At 58.5% G+C, this 17,901-nt stretch carries 17 protein-coding genes; 1 reads left to right on the plus strand and 16 read right to left on the minus strand.

Annotated features, from left to right (window positions below; all coding sequences use genetic code 11):
- Positions 1-7 precede the first annotated feature (7 nt).
- A complete protein-coding gene (locus PVT67_RS16835) occupies positions 8-1,624 on the minus strand; it encodes a c-type cytochrome (protein ID WP_301495681.1) in 1,617 nt (538 codons plus the stop codon).
- A 305-nt stretch (positions 1,625-1,929) separates the two neighbouring features.
- Here PVT67_RS16835 and PVT67_RS16840 point away from each other — a divergent pair, with 305 nt between their 5' ends.
- Entirely contained in the window at positions 1,930-2,664 is a 735-nt protein-coding gene (locus tag PVT67_RS16840) for a hypothetical protein (RefSeq protein WP_301495683.1), read from the plus strand.
- 4 nt (positions 2,665-2,668) lie between these two features.
- On the opposite strand, the gene PVT67_RS16845 is transcribed toward PVT67_RS16840, so the two are convergent.
- From PVT67_RS16845 to metF, 15 genes are all read right to left on the minus strand, one after another.
- Positions 2,669-3,322, minus strand: coding sequence for a flagellar brake domain-containing protein (locus PVT67_RS16845; protein ID WP_301495685.1), 654 nt, complete (start codon positions 3,320-3,322; stop codon positions 2,669-2,671).
- A gap of 239 nt (positions 3,323-3,561) precedes the next feature.
- The gene (locus tag PVT67_RS16850; protein ID WP_336407771.1) at positions 3,562-5,970 is read right to left on the minus strand and encodes a S9 family peptidase; all 2,409 of its coding nucleotides are present in this window, start codon (positions 5,968-5,970) and stop codon (positions 3,562-3,564) included.
- 229 nt (positions 5,971-6,199) lie between these two features.
- Complete coding sequence (locus tag PVT67_RS16855) at positions 6,200-6,442, minus strand: hypothetical protein (RefSeq protein ID WP_301495687.1); 243 nt, start codon at positions 6,440-6,442, stop codon at positions 6,200-6,202.
- On the minus strand, positions 6,415-6,612 hold the full coding sequence (locus PVT67_RS16860; protein ID WP_301495689.1) for a hypothetical protein: 198 nt from the start codon (positions 6,610-6,612) through the stop codon (positions 6,415-6,417). Before PVT67_RS16860 ends, PVT67_RS16855 begins: the two co-directional genes overlap by 28 nt.
- Before the next feature lie 74 nt (positions 6,613-6,686).
- Positions 6,687-7,007 carry an ElaB/YgaM/YqjD family protein gene (locus PVT67_RS16865; RefSeq protein ID WP_301495692.1) on the minus strand — a complete coding sequence of 107 codons (321 nt, stop codon included), beginning with the start codon at positions 7,005-7,007 and terminating at the stop codon, positions 6,687-6,689.
- Positions 7,008-7,097: 90 nt separating this feature from the next.
- Positions 7,098-7,946: a nuclease-related domain-containing protein gene (locus PVT67_RS16870; RefSeq protein ID WP_301495694.1), complete on the minus strand. Its 849-nt coding sequence runs from the start codon at positions 7,944-7,946 to the stop codon at positions 7,098-7,100.
- 403 nt (positions 7,947-8,349) lie between these two features.
- A complete protein-coding gene (locus PVT67_RS16875) occupies positions 8,350-8,901 on the minus strand; it encodes a hypothetical protein (protein WP_301495696.1) in 552 nt (183 codons plus the stop codon).
- Between the two features lie 343 nt (positions 8,902-9,244).
- Complete coding sequence (locus tag PVT67_RS16880; RefSeq protein ID WP_301495698.1) at positions 9,245-9,862, minus strand: hypothetical protein; 618 nt, start codon at positions 9,860-9,862, stop codon at positions 9,245-9,247.
- A gap of 303 nt (positions 9,863-10,165) precedes the next feature.
- The gene (locus PVT67_RS16885; protein ID WP_301495700.1) at positions 10,166-10,777 is read right to left on the minus strand and encodes a hypothetical protein; all 612 of its coding nucleotides are present in this window, start codon (positions 10,775-10,777) and stop codon (positions 10,166-10,168) included.
- Between the two features lie 928 nt (positions 10,778-11,705).
- On the minus strand, positions 11,706-12,113 hold the full coding sequence (locus tag PVT67_RS16890; RefSeq protein WP_301495702.1) for a hypothetical protein: 408 nt from the start codon (positions 12,111-12,113) through the stop codon (positions 11,706-11,708).
- Positions 12,114-12,618: 505 nt separating this feature from the next.
- The gene (locus PVT67_RS16895) at positions 12,619-13,062 is read right to left on the minus strand and encodes a hypothetical protein (RefSeq protein ID WP_301495704.1); all 444 of its coding nucleotides are present in this window, start codon (positions 13,060-13,062) and stop codon (positions 12,619-12,621) included.
- Positions 13,063-13,455, minus strand: coding sequence for a hypothetical protein (locus tag PVT67_RS16900; protein WP_301495706.1), 393 nt, complete (start codon positions 13,453-13,455; stop codon positions 13,063-13,065).
- A gap of 9 nt (positions 13,456-13,464) precedes the next feature.
- Complete coding sequence (locus PVT67_RS16905) at positions 13,465-14,181, minus strand: glucosaminidase domain-containing protein (protein ID WP_301495708.1); 717 nt, start codon at positions 14,179-14,181, stop codon at positions 13,465-13,467.
- 244 nt (positions 14,182-14,425) lie between these two features.
- On the minus strand, positions 14,426-16,309 hold the full coding sequence (locus PVT67_RS16910) for a M61 family metallopeptidase (protein WP_301495710.1): 1,884 nt from the start codon (positions 16,307-16,309) through the stop codon (positions 14,426-14,428).
- A gap of 390 nt (positions 16,310-16,699) precedes the next feature.
- Complete coding sequence (gene metF / locus PVT67_RS16915; protein WP_301495712.1) at positions 16,700-17,602, minus strand: methylenetetrahydrofolate reductase; 903 nt, start codon at positions 17,600-17,602, stop codon at positions 16,700-16,702.
- Positions 17,603-17,901 lie beyond the last annotated feature (299 nt).

The following is a 17,901-nucleotide window of genomic DNA, read 5'->3' on the forward strand; positions in this document are numbered from 1 at the left end:
CTTTCCTCTACAGGGTTTTCAGGTATTCCAGCAAGGCCGCCTTGTCGGCGTCGCTGAGGCTGGTGCCATAGTCGTGGCCGCCGTTGCCGTTGCCGGGCTCGCTGGTGTCGAAGAAGCTGACCTGCCTGCTGTCCAGCACCTGGCTGCTCAGGCCCACGCTCTTGGGGTCGAACTCCACCTTGCCAACAGGGAAACGGGCCGGCCGCGTCTTGGACAGCAGCGTCGCCAAGGTCGGTACAGAGCCGTTATGCAGGTAAGGCGCCGAGGCCCAGATCCCGGACAGGGGCCTTGCCTTGTAATCAAAAGGCCGCTGGTTGAGGGGGGTCTTGTCCACTTTATGGAGGCTCTCCAGCTGCTGCTGCATCGCCTCCAGGGGATGGTGGGCCAGGGCGCCGACGGCGGCATGGAGCACCAGCTCTATGCTGGGAGCCGTTTCCCCCAGGGTGGGGCCGGCCAGGAACAGCATCTTCTGGCCGGCGAAGGCGCCGCTCTTGGCGCTGGCATTGACGAAATTGCTGGCCATCTTGGGATCGGTACCTAGCTGCTCCACCGGCACCGGCACGGCCCTGAGCTCCCGCTTGGCGTCGGACTCATCGGCCAGGGCATGGCAGCTTTGGCAGTTGGCCTGGTAGAGGGCGCGGCCCTTCTCCGCCAGGGGCCTGTCTATGGCGCCCAGTACCGCCTCCGGCCAAGCAGGGGCCTTGAGCTGGTACCAGAGGTCCTGGATCTTGCCGAGGTTCTCCAGCTCCATGCTGGAGTCGTAACCCTGGCCAGGGCTGTGGATGTTCAGTTCACCGAACACCGCCAGGGTGGTGGTGGCGTTCTGCACCAGGGGCCCTGGGCCGGCATTGGGGGCCGAGGCGTTCCACTGCACCAGGTCCAGATGGGGCGCATCCCAGAGCACGGGGTAACTGACGGGGGCATCCGGCTCACGGCGGTTTTCCGGGATACCGAGGAAATCGGCGGTGACGGCGTTGAAGATCTGCCCGAAGGCATCGAGCCGGCCCCGGCCATAGGGGAAATGGGTGGCGTTGAGGGCGGCGCGGGCCTTGAGCCATTCGAGCCTGGCCTCAAGGGCCGGGCGCAGCGCCGCCGGCGCCTCGCCTGTGGCCTTGGCGAAACGCTGGAAGCGGGCATCGTCATCGAGGGTGGCCTCGAGGGCCTTGAGCAGCGCCTTCTCGAAGCCCTGGAAGTCCAGCAGCGACTGGCCGCCGTCGATGTGCAGGGTATGGCCGCCATGGTAGACCTGGCCCGAATGGCAGGCCGAACAGCCCAGCCCGACCCATTGCCGGCCTTGGTGTTCGGGGGTGACGGTCATCCCTATGGGCAGCCCGTCGGGGTTACGCGGTGAGACGCCGGCACTGGCGAAGCCAAAGCGGGCCAGGTTGGCGCTGAATAGGCGCTTGCTGCCGGCCTGTTCCAAGGCCAGGAACCAGTTGATGGGCAGGATGCGGGAGCCGAAACTCAGGGTCCAGGCCGCCTGCCTGTCCTGGTCATCCCAATTCTGATCGAGCAGTTCCAGACCCGTGGTCGTCTGCTGGCTGGTCACAGCCTTGGGTTTGTCGCCACAAGCGGCAAGCAACGCCACCAGGGCCAATAACAGGCCCCTAATCCCCCCTTTCACCCCGGACTCCTTCTTGATCTTTTTTGTCCTTGTCTTGGCCTGGTCCGGCACCCTGTTGCTGGCGCCGACCGCCCTGTCTTTTAACACGAGCGACGACGTAAATTACAGCCTGCTTAACCACTTACGCAGCATAGCTCACAGGATTGTTAAAAGATTCGGTCCCGATGGCGGCTTTAGGGTTTAAGGCGAGGAATGACTCGGGGTGCTGTGGAGTGACAATGGGATCGGGTTGGATTTGGGGGCTAGGCGCGCTGCGCCATTATTGGGTAGGCTGTAGGCAAGGACGACCCGCGAGCCCAAGGATCATGAGCCAAGCCCCTCCAGAGACCATCACCAGCGCCGAGGGCTACTTTGCCCGCCTGAAGTCGGACAGCCAGGCGCTGTGGCGCTTTGCCGGCAAACACCCCACCCTGGCCATTTCTTTTTGCTACCTCTGCGCCAGTATCGTCGGCCTGGTCCACAGCCTCTACCTGCTGGGCGCCTTCAAGGTGGATGCCCTGACACAAATGGAGCTGCTGGACTTCATCCTGGGCGCCGTGCATCAACCCATCGCCTTCGCCTACATCGCCGGCGGCGTCCTGGGATTCTACCTGGCCTTCCTGCTGAACAGAGGACTGAGGCGGCGTTTCCCCCGCTATGCCAGGGCCAGTGACAAGCACAACAAGACCCTGTTCCGGATAAACCCCTGGCTGGCAGTGGCCTTCCTGGCCCTGCTCTATCTCAGCGCTTTCATCAAGATGTCCGCCCTGGACAGGGCCAAGGCCATCCGTGAAGACCAGACCCCCCACTACCAGGTCACCGCCATCTATCCCATAGCCGGAGGCCCCCATACCCTGACCCTGCCCAGGGTCCAGCTGGTGGCGGCCACCAGCCGCTACCTCTGGCTCTACGCCGACCACAAGATCCTGATGCTGCCCTACAACAACATCGCCAGCCTCATCCCCCTGGAGTCGGAGGTGAAAGCCGCACCAGAGAAGGCAGCCCAGGGCAAGGCGATACAGCCGAAGACGCCGCCGGCACAGCAGGCCAAAACGCCCTGAGGGTTTAAGCGAAGTCCAGTTGCACCTGCTCGAACTGGATACCGACGTAGAGGCGCTCTTCCTCCAGCTTGGAGTTGCGCACCAGGCCCGGGATCTGGCGCCGCAGGCCAGGTTCCTGGCCCAGGAGGTTGACCAGCACCGGCAGCAGGGCGACCTTGCGGCCCTGGTGCCCTTCGTCGAAACGGAAGCGGCAACCGCTCTGGGAGATGTCGGTGACAGCGCCACCATAGGCCCTGGCGGCCAGGGCCTTGTCGCTGTGCAGCTGGATGGAGGCGGGGATCTCGATGCGTTGGCGCTTGATGGCCCGCAGGGGGCGGCGCTGTATCTCGTCGGGGAAGGAGAGGAACAGCAGCTTGTCAGGCAGGCGCACCAGGCTGAGGATCTGCGCCTTGAAGGCGTAGCACTCGCCGACGCTGTCCTCCACCAGGAAGCGGCAGACCGCCACCAGGCCGTTGACGCTGAGCTTGGCCGGCAACACCTGCTCGTCGAAGCGCACTATCAGGAAGCGGCCCAGGCGGTAGCCCACCAGTTCGCTCTGGAAACGGCTGCGGCGATGGTCGAGCAGCTCTATGTCGAGGCGCATGCCGACTCGGGTGTGTTCAAGCCAGCGGCTTTCCTGCTCTGACGACCGCTCTACGATGACGCTCTGCAATTCCATTCCCTACTTTCTTATTCCTGGCAATGGGGAGAAAGGATTCCCCGGCCCTAAAGCTATAACAAGGCATTTACCTGAACAAGCCATTCACCCCTGCCTTCTCTCCGAACCGTGACGGCGGCCCCATGGCCAGCTCCCCGGCAAGAAGTAGCTGATGTCGATGTAGTTTTTATATCGGCCAGGGCAGGCGGCTGACCATAAAAAACCGGCCCCAAGGGCCGGCTTTTTGCAGCGGGAACGGCTTAATGCCAGGGCCATTCCTTGAGCTGGTAAGGGGCCGGGGTGGCGCCCAGCAGGTGCTGGACGAAGTAGTCCCAGCGCCGTTTGGTGATGTAGGGCGTGGCGTAGCCATAGGCATGGTGGGCGTTGGGCACCGCTATCATGTCGAAGGGCTTGTCGGCCTTGATCAGCGCCTGGACCAGCAACTCGGTGTTCTGGGGCGGCACGTTGTCGTCCAGGGTGCCGTAGGTCAGCATCAGCTTGCCCTGGAGGTGCGCCACCAGATCCTGGTTGGCCTGGTTGTCGTAGTTGCTGGTGCCGTCCGCATTGTCCTTCACCAGGCCCTGGTACTTCTCGCCCCAGTCGGCCTCGTAGTTGCGGTTGTCATGGTTGCCGGACTCGGCCCAGCCCACCTTGAAGAGTTCCGGGTAGCGGAACATGGCATCGGCCGTGGTGTTGCCGCCACCGGAATGGCCCCAGATCCCGACCCGCTTGAAGTCGATCCAGGGGTAGCGGTTGGCCAGCTCGCGGATGGCCTTTACCTGGTCAGGCAAGGTGTTGTCGCCCATGTTGCCGTACCAGGTGTCGTGGAAGGACTTGGAACGCCAGGGGGTGCCCATGCCGTCGATGGCCACTACGATGAAGCCCAATTCCGCCATGGCCTGGTGGTCGCTGCGCGCCGCCAGGAAGCTGCGGCCACGCACCGAGCCGGTCTGGGGGCCGGGGTAGACGTAGTCGATGATGGGGTAGCGTTTCTTGGGGTCGAAGTTGCTGGGCTTGAACATCAAGCCATAGAGGGGGGTCTTGCCGTCCCGGCCCGTGACTATGATGGGCTCGGGCGCCACCCAGCCGGCGGCCTTGAGGCGGGAGATGTCGGCCTTGGCGACGGTGCTGATGACATGGCCGTCTTTGGCCGCGCGCAGCACAGTCACCGGCGGTGTGGTAGGGGTGGAATAGCTGTCCACGAAGTAGCTGCCGTCCTTGGACAGGCTGATGCTGTGGTCGGCGTTTTCCGGGGTCAGCAGCACAGGCTCGCCGCCGTCCAGGGAAGCCTTCCACAGCTGGCGGTAGTAGGGGTCGTTGCCTTTGACCTTGCCGACGGCGGTATACCAGACCTCACGGCTCTTGGGGTCCAGGTGCAGCACGTTGGAGACGGCCCCTTCGCCGCTGGTGACGGGATGCAACACCTTGCCGGTCTTGGTGCTGTAGAGGTAGAGCTGGCCCCAGTCGCTGCGCTCCGAGTACCACAAGGCCTGGTCGCTGCCGGGCAGGTAGCGCCAGCTCACGCCTTCTATGCCGCTCTCGAAATAGCTGGGCACGGACTCTTCAAAGGCGGTGCGCACCTTGCCGCTCTTGGGGTCGGCGATGCGCAGCCACTCGTGCTTGTGGTCGCGGGAGGTGGAGACAAAGGCCAGGCTCTGGCTGTCCGGCGCCCATTTGACGTCGTCCCAGGCGCCGTGGCCGCTGCAGCTGATGTCGTCGCAGAGGGTGGAACGGTGGAAGTCCGGCTTCATCTTCAGGGGCACCACCTTGGCGGCGGCCACGTCGATGACGACCCTGTGGATCATGAAGACGTGCTTGTCACCGGCCAGGGGGTATTTCCAGACGTCTATCTTGGGGTTGCCGAGGGCGGTGCTGACCAGGGCCATGTCGGCCACCTTGCGCTGGTCCTGCTGGAAGGTGGCGATCCGCTTCGAGTCAGGGGACCATTCCAGCACCGCCTGCTCTGAATGGACCCAGCCGGCGTTATCGGTGGCGTAGCCGAAGTCCTTGACCCCGTCCTTGGTCAGCTGGCGTTCTTTGCCCGAGGCGATGTCGCGCACCCAGAGGTTCCAGTCGCGGATAAAGGCGACTTGCTTGCCGTCCGGGGAGATGACACCGTGCAGCTTGGCGATGTCGGCCTTCTTGCCGTTGCCGGCCAGCACGGCACTCAGCACGCCCTTCACGCACTCTTGCAGGCCGGGGTAGTCACAGCTGTAGTCGCTGCCTTTGACGGTCAGCTGGATATGGCCGTTCTTGGGCAGCTTGATGTCGCTGATGGGCAGCTTGCCCGCTTCCAGGGGTTTGGCCTTGTCGTCTTTCTTGTGCTGCTTGTCCTTGCCGGCCTCGGCCGCCATGGCCGCGTTCAGGGCCGCCGCCAGCTTGGCCTGGTCGAAGAGGGGCTCGGCCTTACCGCTTGCCGCATCCATGCGCATGTAGCGCTGGGCCTCGTGGTCGGTGTCGACAAACCAGAACTGGCTGTCGTCGAACCAGTGGGCCTTGCGCACATCATGGTCCACCAGCGGATCCGTCTTGTAACTGAGGAAGCGCTCGGCGTTCTGGTAGTCCGCCTTGGTCAGCGCCGCGGAGCCTCCTGCCGGCGCCGCTGCCGCATTGGCCGCCATCAGTGCCAGCGCCAATCCCACCCCTGTCTTCAAGCTGTTGTTCCCCATGCCTTTCCCTTTTTTATGCGGCAGGCCGCCCCCCAGCCCTGGCCGGCGGCGTACCTTGAGCATCATTTTTTCATAGTCCAGACGATGTTATGCCTTTGCGGCCGCCGCGTCTTGCGGCTCAGCCAGCGAGCCAGGCCGCTTGTCGAGACTGAGGGATAGAGCGGCAACGGAGGTGCCCTTGGCTAGGCAGGGGGCGGCATGGCGGCAAAAGAAGGAGCTGGCGCCGATGTCAGCATCGCCGCCAGTCCCACACCAACCTCAAGAGCACAGGCGCAAAACGGCGCGCCAGGGGAGTCCGGGCCAGTGCCGTCACCCCGATACGGCCGACGACGAAGCCGCCGACCAGGGCGGCGGCCATCACAGGCCAGGGGTGCCGGCCAACCCACAGGCCCAGGCTGGCCTGATCCGCCGCCTGGCGAAGCCGGGCCTTGGCCTCGTCCGGGGTCAGCGGGTGAGGGCTCTTGCCAGCCATAGCAGCAGTCCAGCCAGGAGCATGGCCAGGGCACCGATCAAGACGGCGGCGCCACTGGCCCCCATGGGCACCAGCGCCAGCAGGTAGAGCCCCCAAAGGCAGAGGGCCAGGCCCGCAAACACCAGCAAGGCGGCAAGGAGCAGCAGCCCCAGGCCGACACCGGTGCGCATGACAGAGCGGCGCAGCGACCGGCCTTCGGCCTCAAGGAGGTCGGTGAAGGCGATGACATAGTCGGTCAGCCGGTTCAGTGCCGATCTCCCCTGTCGAGCAGCTTGGCGATGACAAAGCCCAGGCCAAAGGCCGCCAGCACGCTGCCGGTGGGATGTTCGGCCACCCTGTGCTCAGCCTTGTTGTAGGCCGTCTTGCCCTCGTTGAGCATGGTTTCGAAGCGTTTCTCGATGTCTTCCCAGGCCTTATGCATCCCGTCCTGGGCATCGGCCTTGGCGTTCCTGACGTTTTCCTTGGCGGCGTTCTTGACCGCCCCCGTCAGGTTGCCGATATCTTCCCGCAGCTTGGCCATGTCCGCCTTGAGGGTATCCAGTTCCTTGCGTATCTCTTCAGCCATTCCACACCTCCTTTCTTCCACCGGGTTAAAGGAACCAAGTCAGAGCGAATGTTTCCTAATACTAGCGGAAATTCCTTTGCATCAAGGGCGTTAAGGGAAGGCACCCACCTTGGCCATGGCCCGGCATTTTGGGAACTGGGAGCAGCCCCAGAACTGGCCCCCTGCGTTGGCGCCCCTTTTGGCGGTGCGCTGCACCATGGGCTGGCCACACTTGGGGCAGAGGCGTTCGGCTTCCAAGAGAGCCGCTTCAGGCCTGGCCTTGGAGCCGACAACCAAGGGGTCGCCCTGCCCTTGTACCTTGCCTTCATGGCGCCGGCGAAGGCCTGCAACATGTTCGAAATGGGTCCTGAGGCCAGGGGCCAGCCGGCCCGACTGGATCCTGGTCACCAGTTCCGAGACCTCCGCCTCGCTCAGCACCGATTCTTTGAAGGAGCGGATATATCGGCAATAGCCGCCGCCGAGGGTGACGTTGGCCGGCATGGCCGTCTTGAAGCTGCACTCCCCCATGAAGGCCACCACCGAGTGCAATGTCTCAGGTGGCACGTCCAGGGCCGCCTCCAGGGCCTTGAGGTGCCGGTAGTTCTGCCGCAAGGGATTCTGGAACTTGAAGCTGCTGCGAAAGATCTTCTGGGTCCACTGCGCCTGCCGCTCGCTGCCGAAGATCCAGCCCTTCATGTTCTTGGTTTCCACCACGAAGATGCCGTAAACGGATACGAAGATATGGTCTATCTGGGTGCTGCCGTCATCCATGGGCAAGGTGACGTTATGGATGGGGTGGTAGATGTCCTTAGGCAGCCGCAGCTTGGCAATGGAGCGCACCCACCACTCGCCGGTGAGGCCTTTGAACCAAGGGGTTTTCAGTATTCCCGTCAGGATGATGAGGGCAAGCATGTAGCCGTAGTATGGCAGGAGGGGCTTGAGTAGTGTGGTGAAGTCCATTTGCCTGTTCCTTGAGGGCGTTGGTGGGGTGGGCCCCCACTATCCCTTCAATCTACTTTTAGCTGAGAGTGCCTTTTTTTGCCGGGTCCCGCCCCGGCGGGCGGGTCACTTTCTCTCTTTGCAAGAGAAAGTAACCAAAGAGTGCACCCCCGGTTTCGCCGCGCTGCGCGTCCCCTCGCTTCTGGTCGCTTGCCGTAGACCGCTTCATACGCGGGTCCAACCACGTACTCAGCTTCCTCGGCGTCCATGCCTCGGATCTGCTCCCACTCCCGACAACTCGGCGGCTCCAAGGGGGGATCTACGGCAGCTTCGTTCAGACTTGGGGACTGGAGATAGGTTCCTCTTAAATTATTTAGACCCTTACATTACAGCGTTAATTTAAAATTAGCGCAATTTTCAAAATTTAATCCTCTTTATTAAAATCTGCTGGACATAGATTGCTATTCTCACTGTCACCTGGTAAAAACTCTTTCATGACAAGGCCATGTTTATTCTTACTTACATATTGAGGCTCGCAAATTTTCCCATCAAGCTTATACTTCCCGTTCCCTATAGATTTGTAGTCATCTTTACAGTTCATGCCAACTTTCTCGCTCACAACACTGCTTTCAAACCATGGTTGATAACAAACTCCCGGCTTAGCTTCGAAAGTAACAGATGCGAACTTATCTGCTGCTTGGTTCCAATATCCCCACTTATATAAGATAGTATATTTACCGGGAGGGACTCTAATTCCACTTCCTGAAGTTGGCAATCCATGTTCCCAATCAAGACCATTTATAGACTGAATGAAATAGATCCTTTTTTGGCCTGCATACGCACTTTGCCCAACAAGTCCAAATTCTATTTTCTTATTTTCATATCCCGGTAAAACAGGTGGCTTAGATGATAAAAATGCGCAGGAGGAAACAGTTAGCGCAACGCTTACAACGATGATGGACCTAAAATCACCCATTTGAAAACTCCAATACTATCTATTCATTGATATCCAATGTGGCATTTATAAAAGACCTTACTTGTCGCAACATTTTTACTCGAAAAATCACCATGACATCCGTAAATAAAGAGCTGATTCCTGGCTTCGCCCATTGATATTATCTCGGATGTGCATGGGCGGACAATCGCTCTCATTCGCCAGCTAAAGTTCAGTCTAAAAAACCTCGTATCGGCGCCGCACTTAGCAGTACCGAAAAGCAGGCAATTTCGTTTGGTTTTAGGAGGCGGGTGTGGATGTCCCCTTCAACTCTTACACTTCAGCCCTTAAAACCTCACGTAACTAAAGGAGAAAATAAAATCCGTCAGTAGGTTTTTATCCATTTATCGTGAAGCTGGTCAGTCATATATAAGTACTGTTTCCTAAAACTTAAAGAATCTACACTATCAATGTTTTCAAACAACGCAACTCTAACCTTAGAGACTGTATTGCCAGCTAGCGTATTATCACTATCACCACTGTTAATAGCCAAGGAAAAACTAATTACTCCGCTATCGTTATCCTTGCATTCATAAAGAAAAGTCCTTTCATCTTTATCGCTGTATACAAGAAATGCTTTTTGGCCAAAGGCGTATAACTCGTCAGCAAAAACCTTTATCTTACCTTTAGTGTCGTACTTTAAATATTTACCATTATGGCTTTGACAGTAATCTCCAATATCTCTTTGAAAGCTGTCATAAGAACTATCACCTAAGTTAGATGTAACAAACCAGAAATCGGTAAGAGAAATTTTTGGATCATCAAAGCTCTGCTTATGAACCCTACCATCGATCCTCATTTTACCGATAAGGTTTGTTTGGTTCTTAGCAGATTCAACCACATAAGATGACAATGGCTCATTGTAATCCATATTTTGGTTATTGCTAGCACAGCCAGAAATAACAACAGAAGCCATCGTCAATGATAAAATTGATCTTTCCATAAAATCTCTTCAATAACTATTGAAAATAAAAGTCGCTTAAAGCGCAGGCTATAATATATTTCATATGAGTTGTCTAGATCAGTAATTCATCAATCAATAATTATACTATCTTGGCAACATTCGAAGTTTATGATATCAACTATTACCGCACAGGAAAATGCGGCACACGCAGCAGATGAAATGAAAATAAGAGGCACTCCGCTCCGACACCTGCTAAAATCAGGACAACCACAGCACTATGTTAACTAAAAATTACTCACACCTGTAGTAATTCATCACATCTTCAACTGAATTTCTTTCTAGTTAGACATTCCTATATGCTTGCTGAGCCAAAGACTCCAAATGTCCGTCAAGTGACTTTTTCATTTTTCGTACTCGTGGCATTTTAGTTAACAGCTTATAAATAACAAATCCTACGAAAGAAATAGTCTCGATACTCAAGAGTACTGCGGAGTTTTGATTTAGAAAGATCAAAAACAACCATAGAGCACCAGCAAGTAAAACTGAGTTGCCAGTCACCAAGTCGATCTTCAGCTTTTGATTCAATGAGTCAGCATCGTTTATAAACCAGTGTTTATTTGCATTGTGGTTTACTAGAACAGAATGATAGCTGGAATTCTCTCCTTTAACTCCAGCAGATATTAATGTGACTCGCTGCCCTTCACGGAGAGGTATATCTTGCCCTACCAGTTTTACATTTTTCTCCTTACCATCGTCTTTTTTTATCCAGATCTCATGATTTATTACAGTGGTTGATTTAATCTTCGGTGCCCTAACATGTCCACCATTTCTTCCTACATGTCCACCACCACCACTTGATGACACATGAGTTTCAGAATACTTATTCTGGCTTAACACTTCTCCTGTTTCGCTCCAAAATACAATTTCTTTATCATTGTGATTGAAACCGTCCATGAATTACCCCTTGATTAAATAAAATTAAACAGAACTCAGTGAACTCAGCGGGAAACCCACTTTGTGTAATCTTTAAAATCAGACACATACATATTACTCAACGAAGCTGCGGAGCGTCTTACCACCTCCGGAGCCTGCCGATGAGGACCAGGGGTCCCTTTTAAGTGGAGCGCCTTACTGTCGGGAGCGTGAGCTGGCGCGAGACAGGGATGTCGAGCGAGCGGAGGACGCGTCGGGAACCGTACGCAGCGGTCAGCGGCAAGCGACCAGAGGTAAGGACATCGCGTAACGCCAGGGGCGGTGCCTTTGGATACTTTGTGCGAAAACAAAGTATCACGCCCGCCGGTGCGGGAACCGGCATACAAAAAGCTGTGCCGCTGGGGCTCGCCTCTAGAAGGGCGAGCCAGACTGAACCGCCATGGACGGCTTCCAACTCGGGACTCGCTTATGGCAGCAAACTAACCGGCCAGACCAAAACCCACGCTACCGCCCCTGGGTCACAGCTCCCACAGTGCTGATAGCATCCCTGTCATCAACCAAAACAACCTAATCCAGCTGGTCCCCCCCTTGGGAAACCCTCCCTGGCGGTCCTCAGCTCACAGGCAAGCTGTTCGCGTTCGCCAGCTAAAAATGGTTCACAGGACCGTTTTTTAACGCGCTCACCCCGGCTCGTACATCCTGTGTACTCGCGTTCGGGTGCGCGAAAGCGGCGCTTTCGCTTCGCCCCTCACCCGCCCTTGGAATCCGGTTATCCAATGCCCCCCTACAATCCCTGTTGTGCTATCTCCCTACGCAAGGCTTATGTCCAAGCTAGCGCCAACTGAATGAAAGGTAAACAAAAAAGCCCCACCTGATGGCGGGGCTTGGGCGGCACCCTGGATGTTGCCATGGGGCCCATGGCTCCAAAGCGATGCCTAACGCGCACTCATCAGGTCGGCGCTACGTTAGTCTTGATGACGTCTCCAACTGTCTTGCCGCCAAGATCAGCACAGCTCTGCCCCTCTTTGAATTGCACTTTCACGGCAGTGCCCCTTACAACGGGCCGGACGATGCGCCACGGCCAGAAGCCAAAGCGCTGAGACCCCATATAATGAACTACACCGTTCGCGCCCATTGACTGGGCCTTGGCCGCCAGCTCAGGCAGGATTTGGCTGACGCTGCCGTAGCTCCCCTTGGCGACTTTAATCCTTTTCACTTCTTCAAAAACGGCCCCTTGTGAAGGAACGCCAGCAAACAAGCACACTTGTGAAGGCAACTGTTTATCCGCTTGCCCTTCGCCTGCAAAAGCGCATGCGGCAAAAGATAATGTGGAAATAAGTGTAATGACGTACTTCATGGCTTCCTCTACTACTAGGTTGATTGTTTTTTACACATATTTTGCCGAACGCCAGGCTTAGCGGCATTGGGTGACCGCGAAGCTTTGGCGGAAACGAGGTGCACTCTTGGGCTTGGGTGGACCCGCCCTGTCGTTTGCAGAGAAAGAAAGTGGACTGCCCGCCGGAACGGCAGATCTGTCAGGAGGGGATTTGAACACCGGAGTCTGGCGGCAGCGGTTCTCCAGGGCGAGGGCCTCGGACGGCCCAGGCATGCCCAGCAGGCAACAAGCCTGTGGCCGTAGGGCACATTCGAGACAGGCTAACATCCTTGAGCTCACCGGCCCCAGACTCCATTGCTTTCCATCGCTGTCCTTCCTAGACACATTCCTTAGCTCCGTTTCCTCATTGGCCTTTCAGTAAAGCGACCAAATTCAGCCGCAGCTTAACCTAACCTCTTGCCGGCCATAAAAAAAGCCCCACCTAAGGCGGGGCTTTTCCCAGCTCTGCGCATCGACACCTCGACAGCTATTCAGGCCTGTCCACCAACTGGCACTCCGGCTCACCTATGGCCTTGTCGCTGAAGGTCAAGGAGCACTTTTGGAGGAAGGCGTCGGGGCGGCGCAGGCTGACGTCCAGGGTGTAGCTCAGGCGATGGCCCACAATCGCCGCGTCCCGGATCGCGTTGAAGGACACGTCCTTGCGCAGGTCGAAGGGGCTGTGGTCCCTGGCCTTGTAGAGACAGAGTTCTTTGGTGGCCAGCACCTTGGTACCCGCCTTGAGGCTGACCAGGGGGCAGGGAAAATCCACTTCGGCATCGAACTGCTGGTAGACAAAGGTTGCACTGCCCAAGGGCTGGCTGAGGGTCAGGGTCGGCTCCATGTCGTAGCCGTTGCCGGCATCGGCCTGGCAGCAAGGAAACAGGGCCCCTAAGACGCCAATAAGGGCCAATCTCCCAAGAGACACTTTCAATTAGTTACCAAGAGGCTCCATCTGCCCCAGCTCGGACTTGGCATCCGTCCAGACCCTCTGCTCCTTGTCGAAGGCGACGCTGAACAGGCGGGGAGAGACATCGGGATCGCCGGGGCACTGCTCGTTGTGCAACTCCCTGACATCCACCACCGCCAGATAGTCGGCGTCGCCACCGATATCTTCAAAGGCCAGGCAGGCCAGGGGAGTGTTGGTCAGGGCATATTGCCGAACCAGCTGTTTGGCCTTGTCGATGTAGGAATGCGCCTCTGCCACAGGGGCAGCAGCTTTGCCACCGGCCTGGACATGCTCCCCCGGCACGGCACTACAGCTGGCCGATAAAAGCGCCGAAGCCAAGGCCAGGGCGGTAAAGACGCGGGAAAAAACCTGGGTCATGGTAAGCCCTTATTTGTCGTAATCATCCAAGTGATAGGTGGTAATGACCGTCTTAAGCTTCTTTGCATACTGAGGGTCCGTGGCATAACCGGCCGCCTGCAACTGATCTGCAAATTTCAAAGGGTCATTCTTATAGAGGAAGGCGGTTTTATATCTTGGGTTTTCCGTCAGGAATTTCCCGTAGTCGAGTGCCGACTCCCTGAAGTCGGTATATGCCCGGAACTGATCGGATATCGAGATTTGCTTACCGTTGACGAATTCTGTCGTCTTGAAAGTGGTAGTGGCGCCCGCCGTCTTGTGAGCCTTGATGCCGAAGTAGGCGTTGTCTTTCACATGCCGCCCCCAGCCCGACTCCAAGGCGGCTTGTGCCATCAGCACCGAAATGGGTACGCCATACCTATCCTTGACGGCCTTGGCAGCGGGCAGCGTCTTGTCGATAAAGGCGGACACGTTGGCTGGCCTGGCCTTCACCCCGCTAGCCTTATTCAAGAGGGAGAGCGTCTTACCTTGCGGGTCCACCCTGCCGTCGGGACGGACCATTTTCATGACCCTCGTCTGAAAGGCCTTGATGGCCTGTACCGTAAGGCCGCCAGCAACGCCATCCTCGGCCAGCTTCCTGATGCCGGGCATTTCCTTGAGATGTCGGTTCAGCAACTGCTGGACCGCCTTCACATCACCTTTCTGATTCTTGCCCTGATATCCCACAGAGCCATTGATCTTGACCATTCCTTGTCTCCTCCTGCATTCCTTGCCATCACAAAGGCATGCGGCCTTCGATGATTGAGATCCCGGCCTGAAAGACTACTGGAGGGCCAATGCAGCAGGAAAGGCGATAAAGTCACCATCAAGACCTAAAACGCCTAACGCTGCATCTGCTGGCCACGGCCTGCAGATGCCCCCCTTAATGGCAGTGAGCAGCATCCATAAAAAAGCCCGGCATCGGCCGGGCTTTCACACTTGGCAAGAAACCTTAGCGGGCCTTCAGCACCTGGCTGAGGTAGTCCTTCTTGCCCTTGATCCGCACCAGGTGCGGGTACTTGAGGCCACCGTGGTAGTCGATGGTCACCGTCTTGTACTGGTTGAAGTCCTTGACCAGCAGCTCGATGGGGGCCTTGTCGGTCTTGGCTTTGGTCACGGCGTCCTTGAGGACGTCGCCGTCGAACTGCTCACCGTTGACGGCGAGGATGGTCATGCTGGGGGAGAGGCCGGCGTTGAAGGCCGGGCTGTCCCAGAGCACGTCACCCAGGGTGCCGTCCTTGCCGGCCATGAAGCCCAGGGAGTAGACGAAGTCGGTGCCCTTGTAGCGGCCTTCGACGGCCTTGGTGGCTTCGCTGGGCTTGTCGTCGTAGACCAGCTTCCAGCCCTGGTCGTTCATGGACTGGGAGAGGTTGACGTGGCCCTTGAGGCGACTGTTGAGGAAATCGCTCCAGTCGTAGTGCTCTATGCCGTCCAGGGTCTTGACCACTTCCTCGAACTCGTAGGTGTTGATGTCCCAGGCGCCGGGGTGGACGCCAAAGAAGGCCTTGCCGAAGTCGTCGAGGCTGTGTTTGTCGTGGGACAGTTCACGGAGCTTGGCGTCCACCGCCAGCCAGATCAGCTGGCCGCCGGAGTAGTAGTCCTCGCTCATCTGGTAGCTGCGGAACGGCAGGGGCGAACGCTGGGCTATGGTCGGGTCGTTGGTGGTGTCGAGGATGTTGCGCCACTGCATGCCGGGGCGGCCCTTGTCGTAGGTGGCGGCCAGCAGGGCCATCCTGTCCATGGCCTGGTCGTGGCTCCAGAGGCCGGAACGGGCGGAGAAGACGAAGCCCCAGTACTGGGTCTGGCCTTCGTACACCCAAAGGCCGTGGTCACGCTTGACCTCGTTGTAGTTGGGGGTCCAGACGCCGGCGGGGCGGCGGTACTTGCCGTTCCAGGAGTGGTTGAACTCGTGGGCCAGCAGGTCACGGCCCAGCCAGGACTTGTCCCACTCGGTGAAGTAGTTTTCCTTGGCGCTGTTCTCGCTGGACCTGTGGTGCTCCAGGCCGATGCCGCCCAGCTTGTCGGTCAGGGCCAGCAGGAAGTCGTAATGGTTGTAGTGCTGGGTGCCGTAGACCTTGTAGACCTGCTTGATAAGCGCCTGGTGGATCTTCAGGGCCTCGTCGCTCACCTCCAGGTCCTTGGCCTTGTCGGCGAAGACGTTGAGGTGCACCGGCACCTTGGCGCCGGGAGCGAGATCCAGGCGCTTGTAATGGCTGCCGGCGAAGATGGGGCTGTCCACCAGGTTTTCGAAGTCGATGGCCTTGAAGCTGTAGCTGTTGCCGCTGTGGTCCTGCTGTTCCAGGGCCGTGGCCAGCTGCCAGCCTTCAGGGATAGTGACGCTGGGCTGCACCTGGATCTGGCGGCTGAAGTGGCCGGCCGGGTAGAGGGCGACGGTGTTCCACTGCAGGTTGAGCATTTCGGGGGTCATTACCACCCGGCCCTGATGGGGGTTCTGGGGGCTCAGGAAGTCGAAATCGACGCTGATGCTGTCCACGCCCTGGGGCACCGTCAGGTGGAAAGCGTAGACGTTGCCCTGGTCACGCTCCCAGGGAATGGCCTGGCCCTTGGCGCTGATCTTGATGCCGGCCACCTTGTCGATGGGGCCAGTGGGGCTGTGGTGGCCGGGGATCCAGGCAGGATAGAGCAGGGTCAGGGGGCCCGCCTGGACCGGCACTTCCTCGTGAACCTTGAAGATGCGGTGGGCGAGATCGGTGGCGTCCACTTTCAGGCTGATGGTGCCAGGGTAGGCGACATCCTGGGGGGGCTGTACCTCGGCCAGGGCCGGCAGGCCCAGCAAGGTACCCAGTACGGCAGCCGCTACGGCGGTTCTTTTCATTTTCGACTTCTCCCGATGTGGTGACGCCGGGCGCCCTGTCCCGGGGCCGGCAAAAAGCAAAACCTTAAGGACCTTAACCCACAATGCCAAGGTAAAACCTTAAGCCCGCCGACCCTGGTCTTGGGTCGGCGGCGTTTCATCGATAAAGAGGCATTAAAAAGCCGGCAACAGCCGGCTTTTCAAATCGGAACTATCAGCCTTGGCCTCATATAGGCGCCCTCTGCCAAGAGATTGTTTTAACCGGCCTTAGCCAGTTGGGGCCTGACCCTGGAAGGTATGAGAGGCGGATGGCCGCCATCTGCAAGGAATTAACTTAGCTGGCTTTTGCCAACTGGGGACGAACGCCGGAAGGTAAGGCGGCGGATGGCCGCCATCTGCCAAGGCTTTGTTTTAGCTGGCCTTAGCCAGCTGGGGACGCACCCCCAGGGTATGGCAGATGGCGTAGCTCTGCTCGGCACGGTTGAGGGTGTAGAAGTGGAACTCCTTGACCCCCTCACGGCGCAGCACCCGTACCTGGTCGATGGCGATGGAGGCGCCGACCAGGGAGCGGGTGGTGGGGTCGTTCTCCAGGCCGGCAAAGCGCTGGGCCAGCCATTGGGGCAGGCCGACGTTGGTCAGGGCCGCGAAACGCTGCAGGGTCTCGAAGTTGGAGACCGGCAGGATGCCCGGCACTATCTCGACGTCGATGCCGGCGCTGACGCAGCGGTCACGGAAGCGCAGGTAGCTTTCCACGTCGAAGAAGAACTGGGTGATGGCGCGGCTGGCGCCGGCCTCGACTTTTTGCTTCAAGGCCAGCAGGTCGGCCTGGGCGCTCTTGGCTTGTGGGTGCACCTCGGGGTAGGCGGCCACCGAGATGTCGAAGTCCCCTTCCTCGCGCAGTATGCGCACCAGGTCGGCGGCATAGAGGTCGGTGTACTGGCGGCCAGGCTGGCGGTCGCCGCGCAGGGCCACTAGGTGGCGGATGCCGCTCTGCCAGTAGTCGCGGGCGATGGTGCGCAGCTCGGCTTCGGGGGTGTCGATGCAGGTCAGGTGCGGCGCCGCGGTGAGGCCGGTGCGCTCGCGGATGGATTTCACCACCTTATGGGTGCGCTCCCGCCCTTCCTCGCTGTGGCCGTAGGTGACGGACACGAAGCGGGGGGCCAGGGGCGCCAGGCGATCCAGGGCCTCCCAGAGGCTCTGCTCGGCCTTCTGGGTGCCGGGGGGGAAGAACTCGAAGGAGACCTGGATGTCGTCCTTGAGATCGCTGACGCTCTGGTTCAGCAGTTCCAGGTGTTGGGCATGTGACAGGGACATGGTGGCTCCTTCGCGCACTTGGATGTTTATACGTTTAGACGTCTAAAGCTGCATGTTAGCCGTTTAGACGGCTAAATCAAGCGGAAAAACAAAAAAGCCGCCAAAAAGGCGGCTTGGATCGGAAGGGATGGGTTCGCGGCAACTCGGTGAGGGCGTCGCGAGCGCCCCCGAGAAAGCGCAGTTTAGATGCCGGTAAATGCGCATTTCGCAGGGGGTGCCCAACGCCAGATCACCGAGCGCAGCCATTCGGTGAGGGCGTCGCGAGCGAAGGTGAGACAAGGCGGGCGCCCCCGAGAAAG

The organism is Gallaecimonas kandeliae (assembly GCF_030450055.1).
Lineage (GTDB): Bacteria > Pseudomonadota > Gammaproteobacteria > Enterobacterales > Gallaecimonadaceae > Gallaecimonas > Gallaecimonas kandeliae.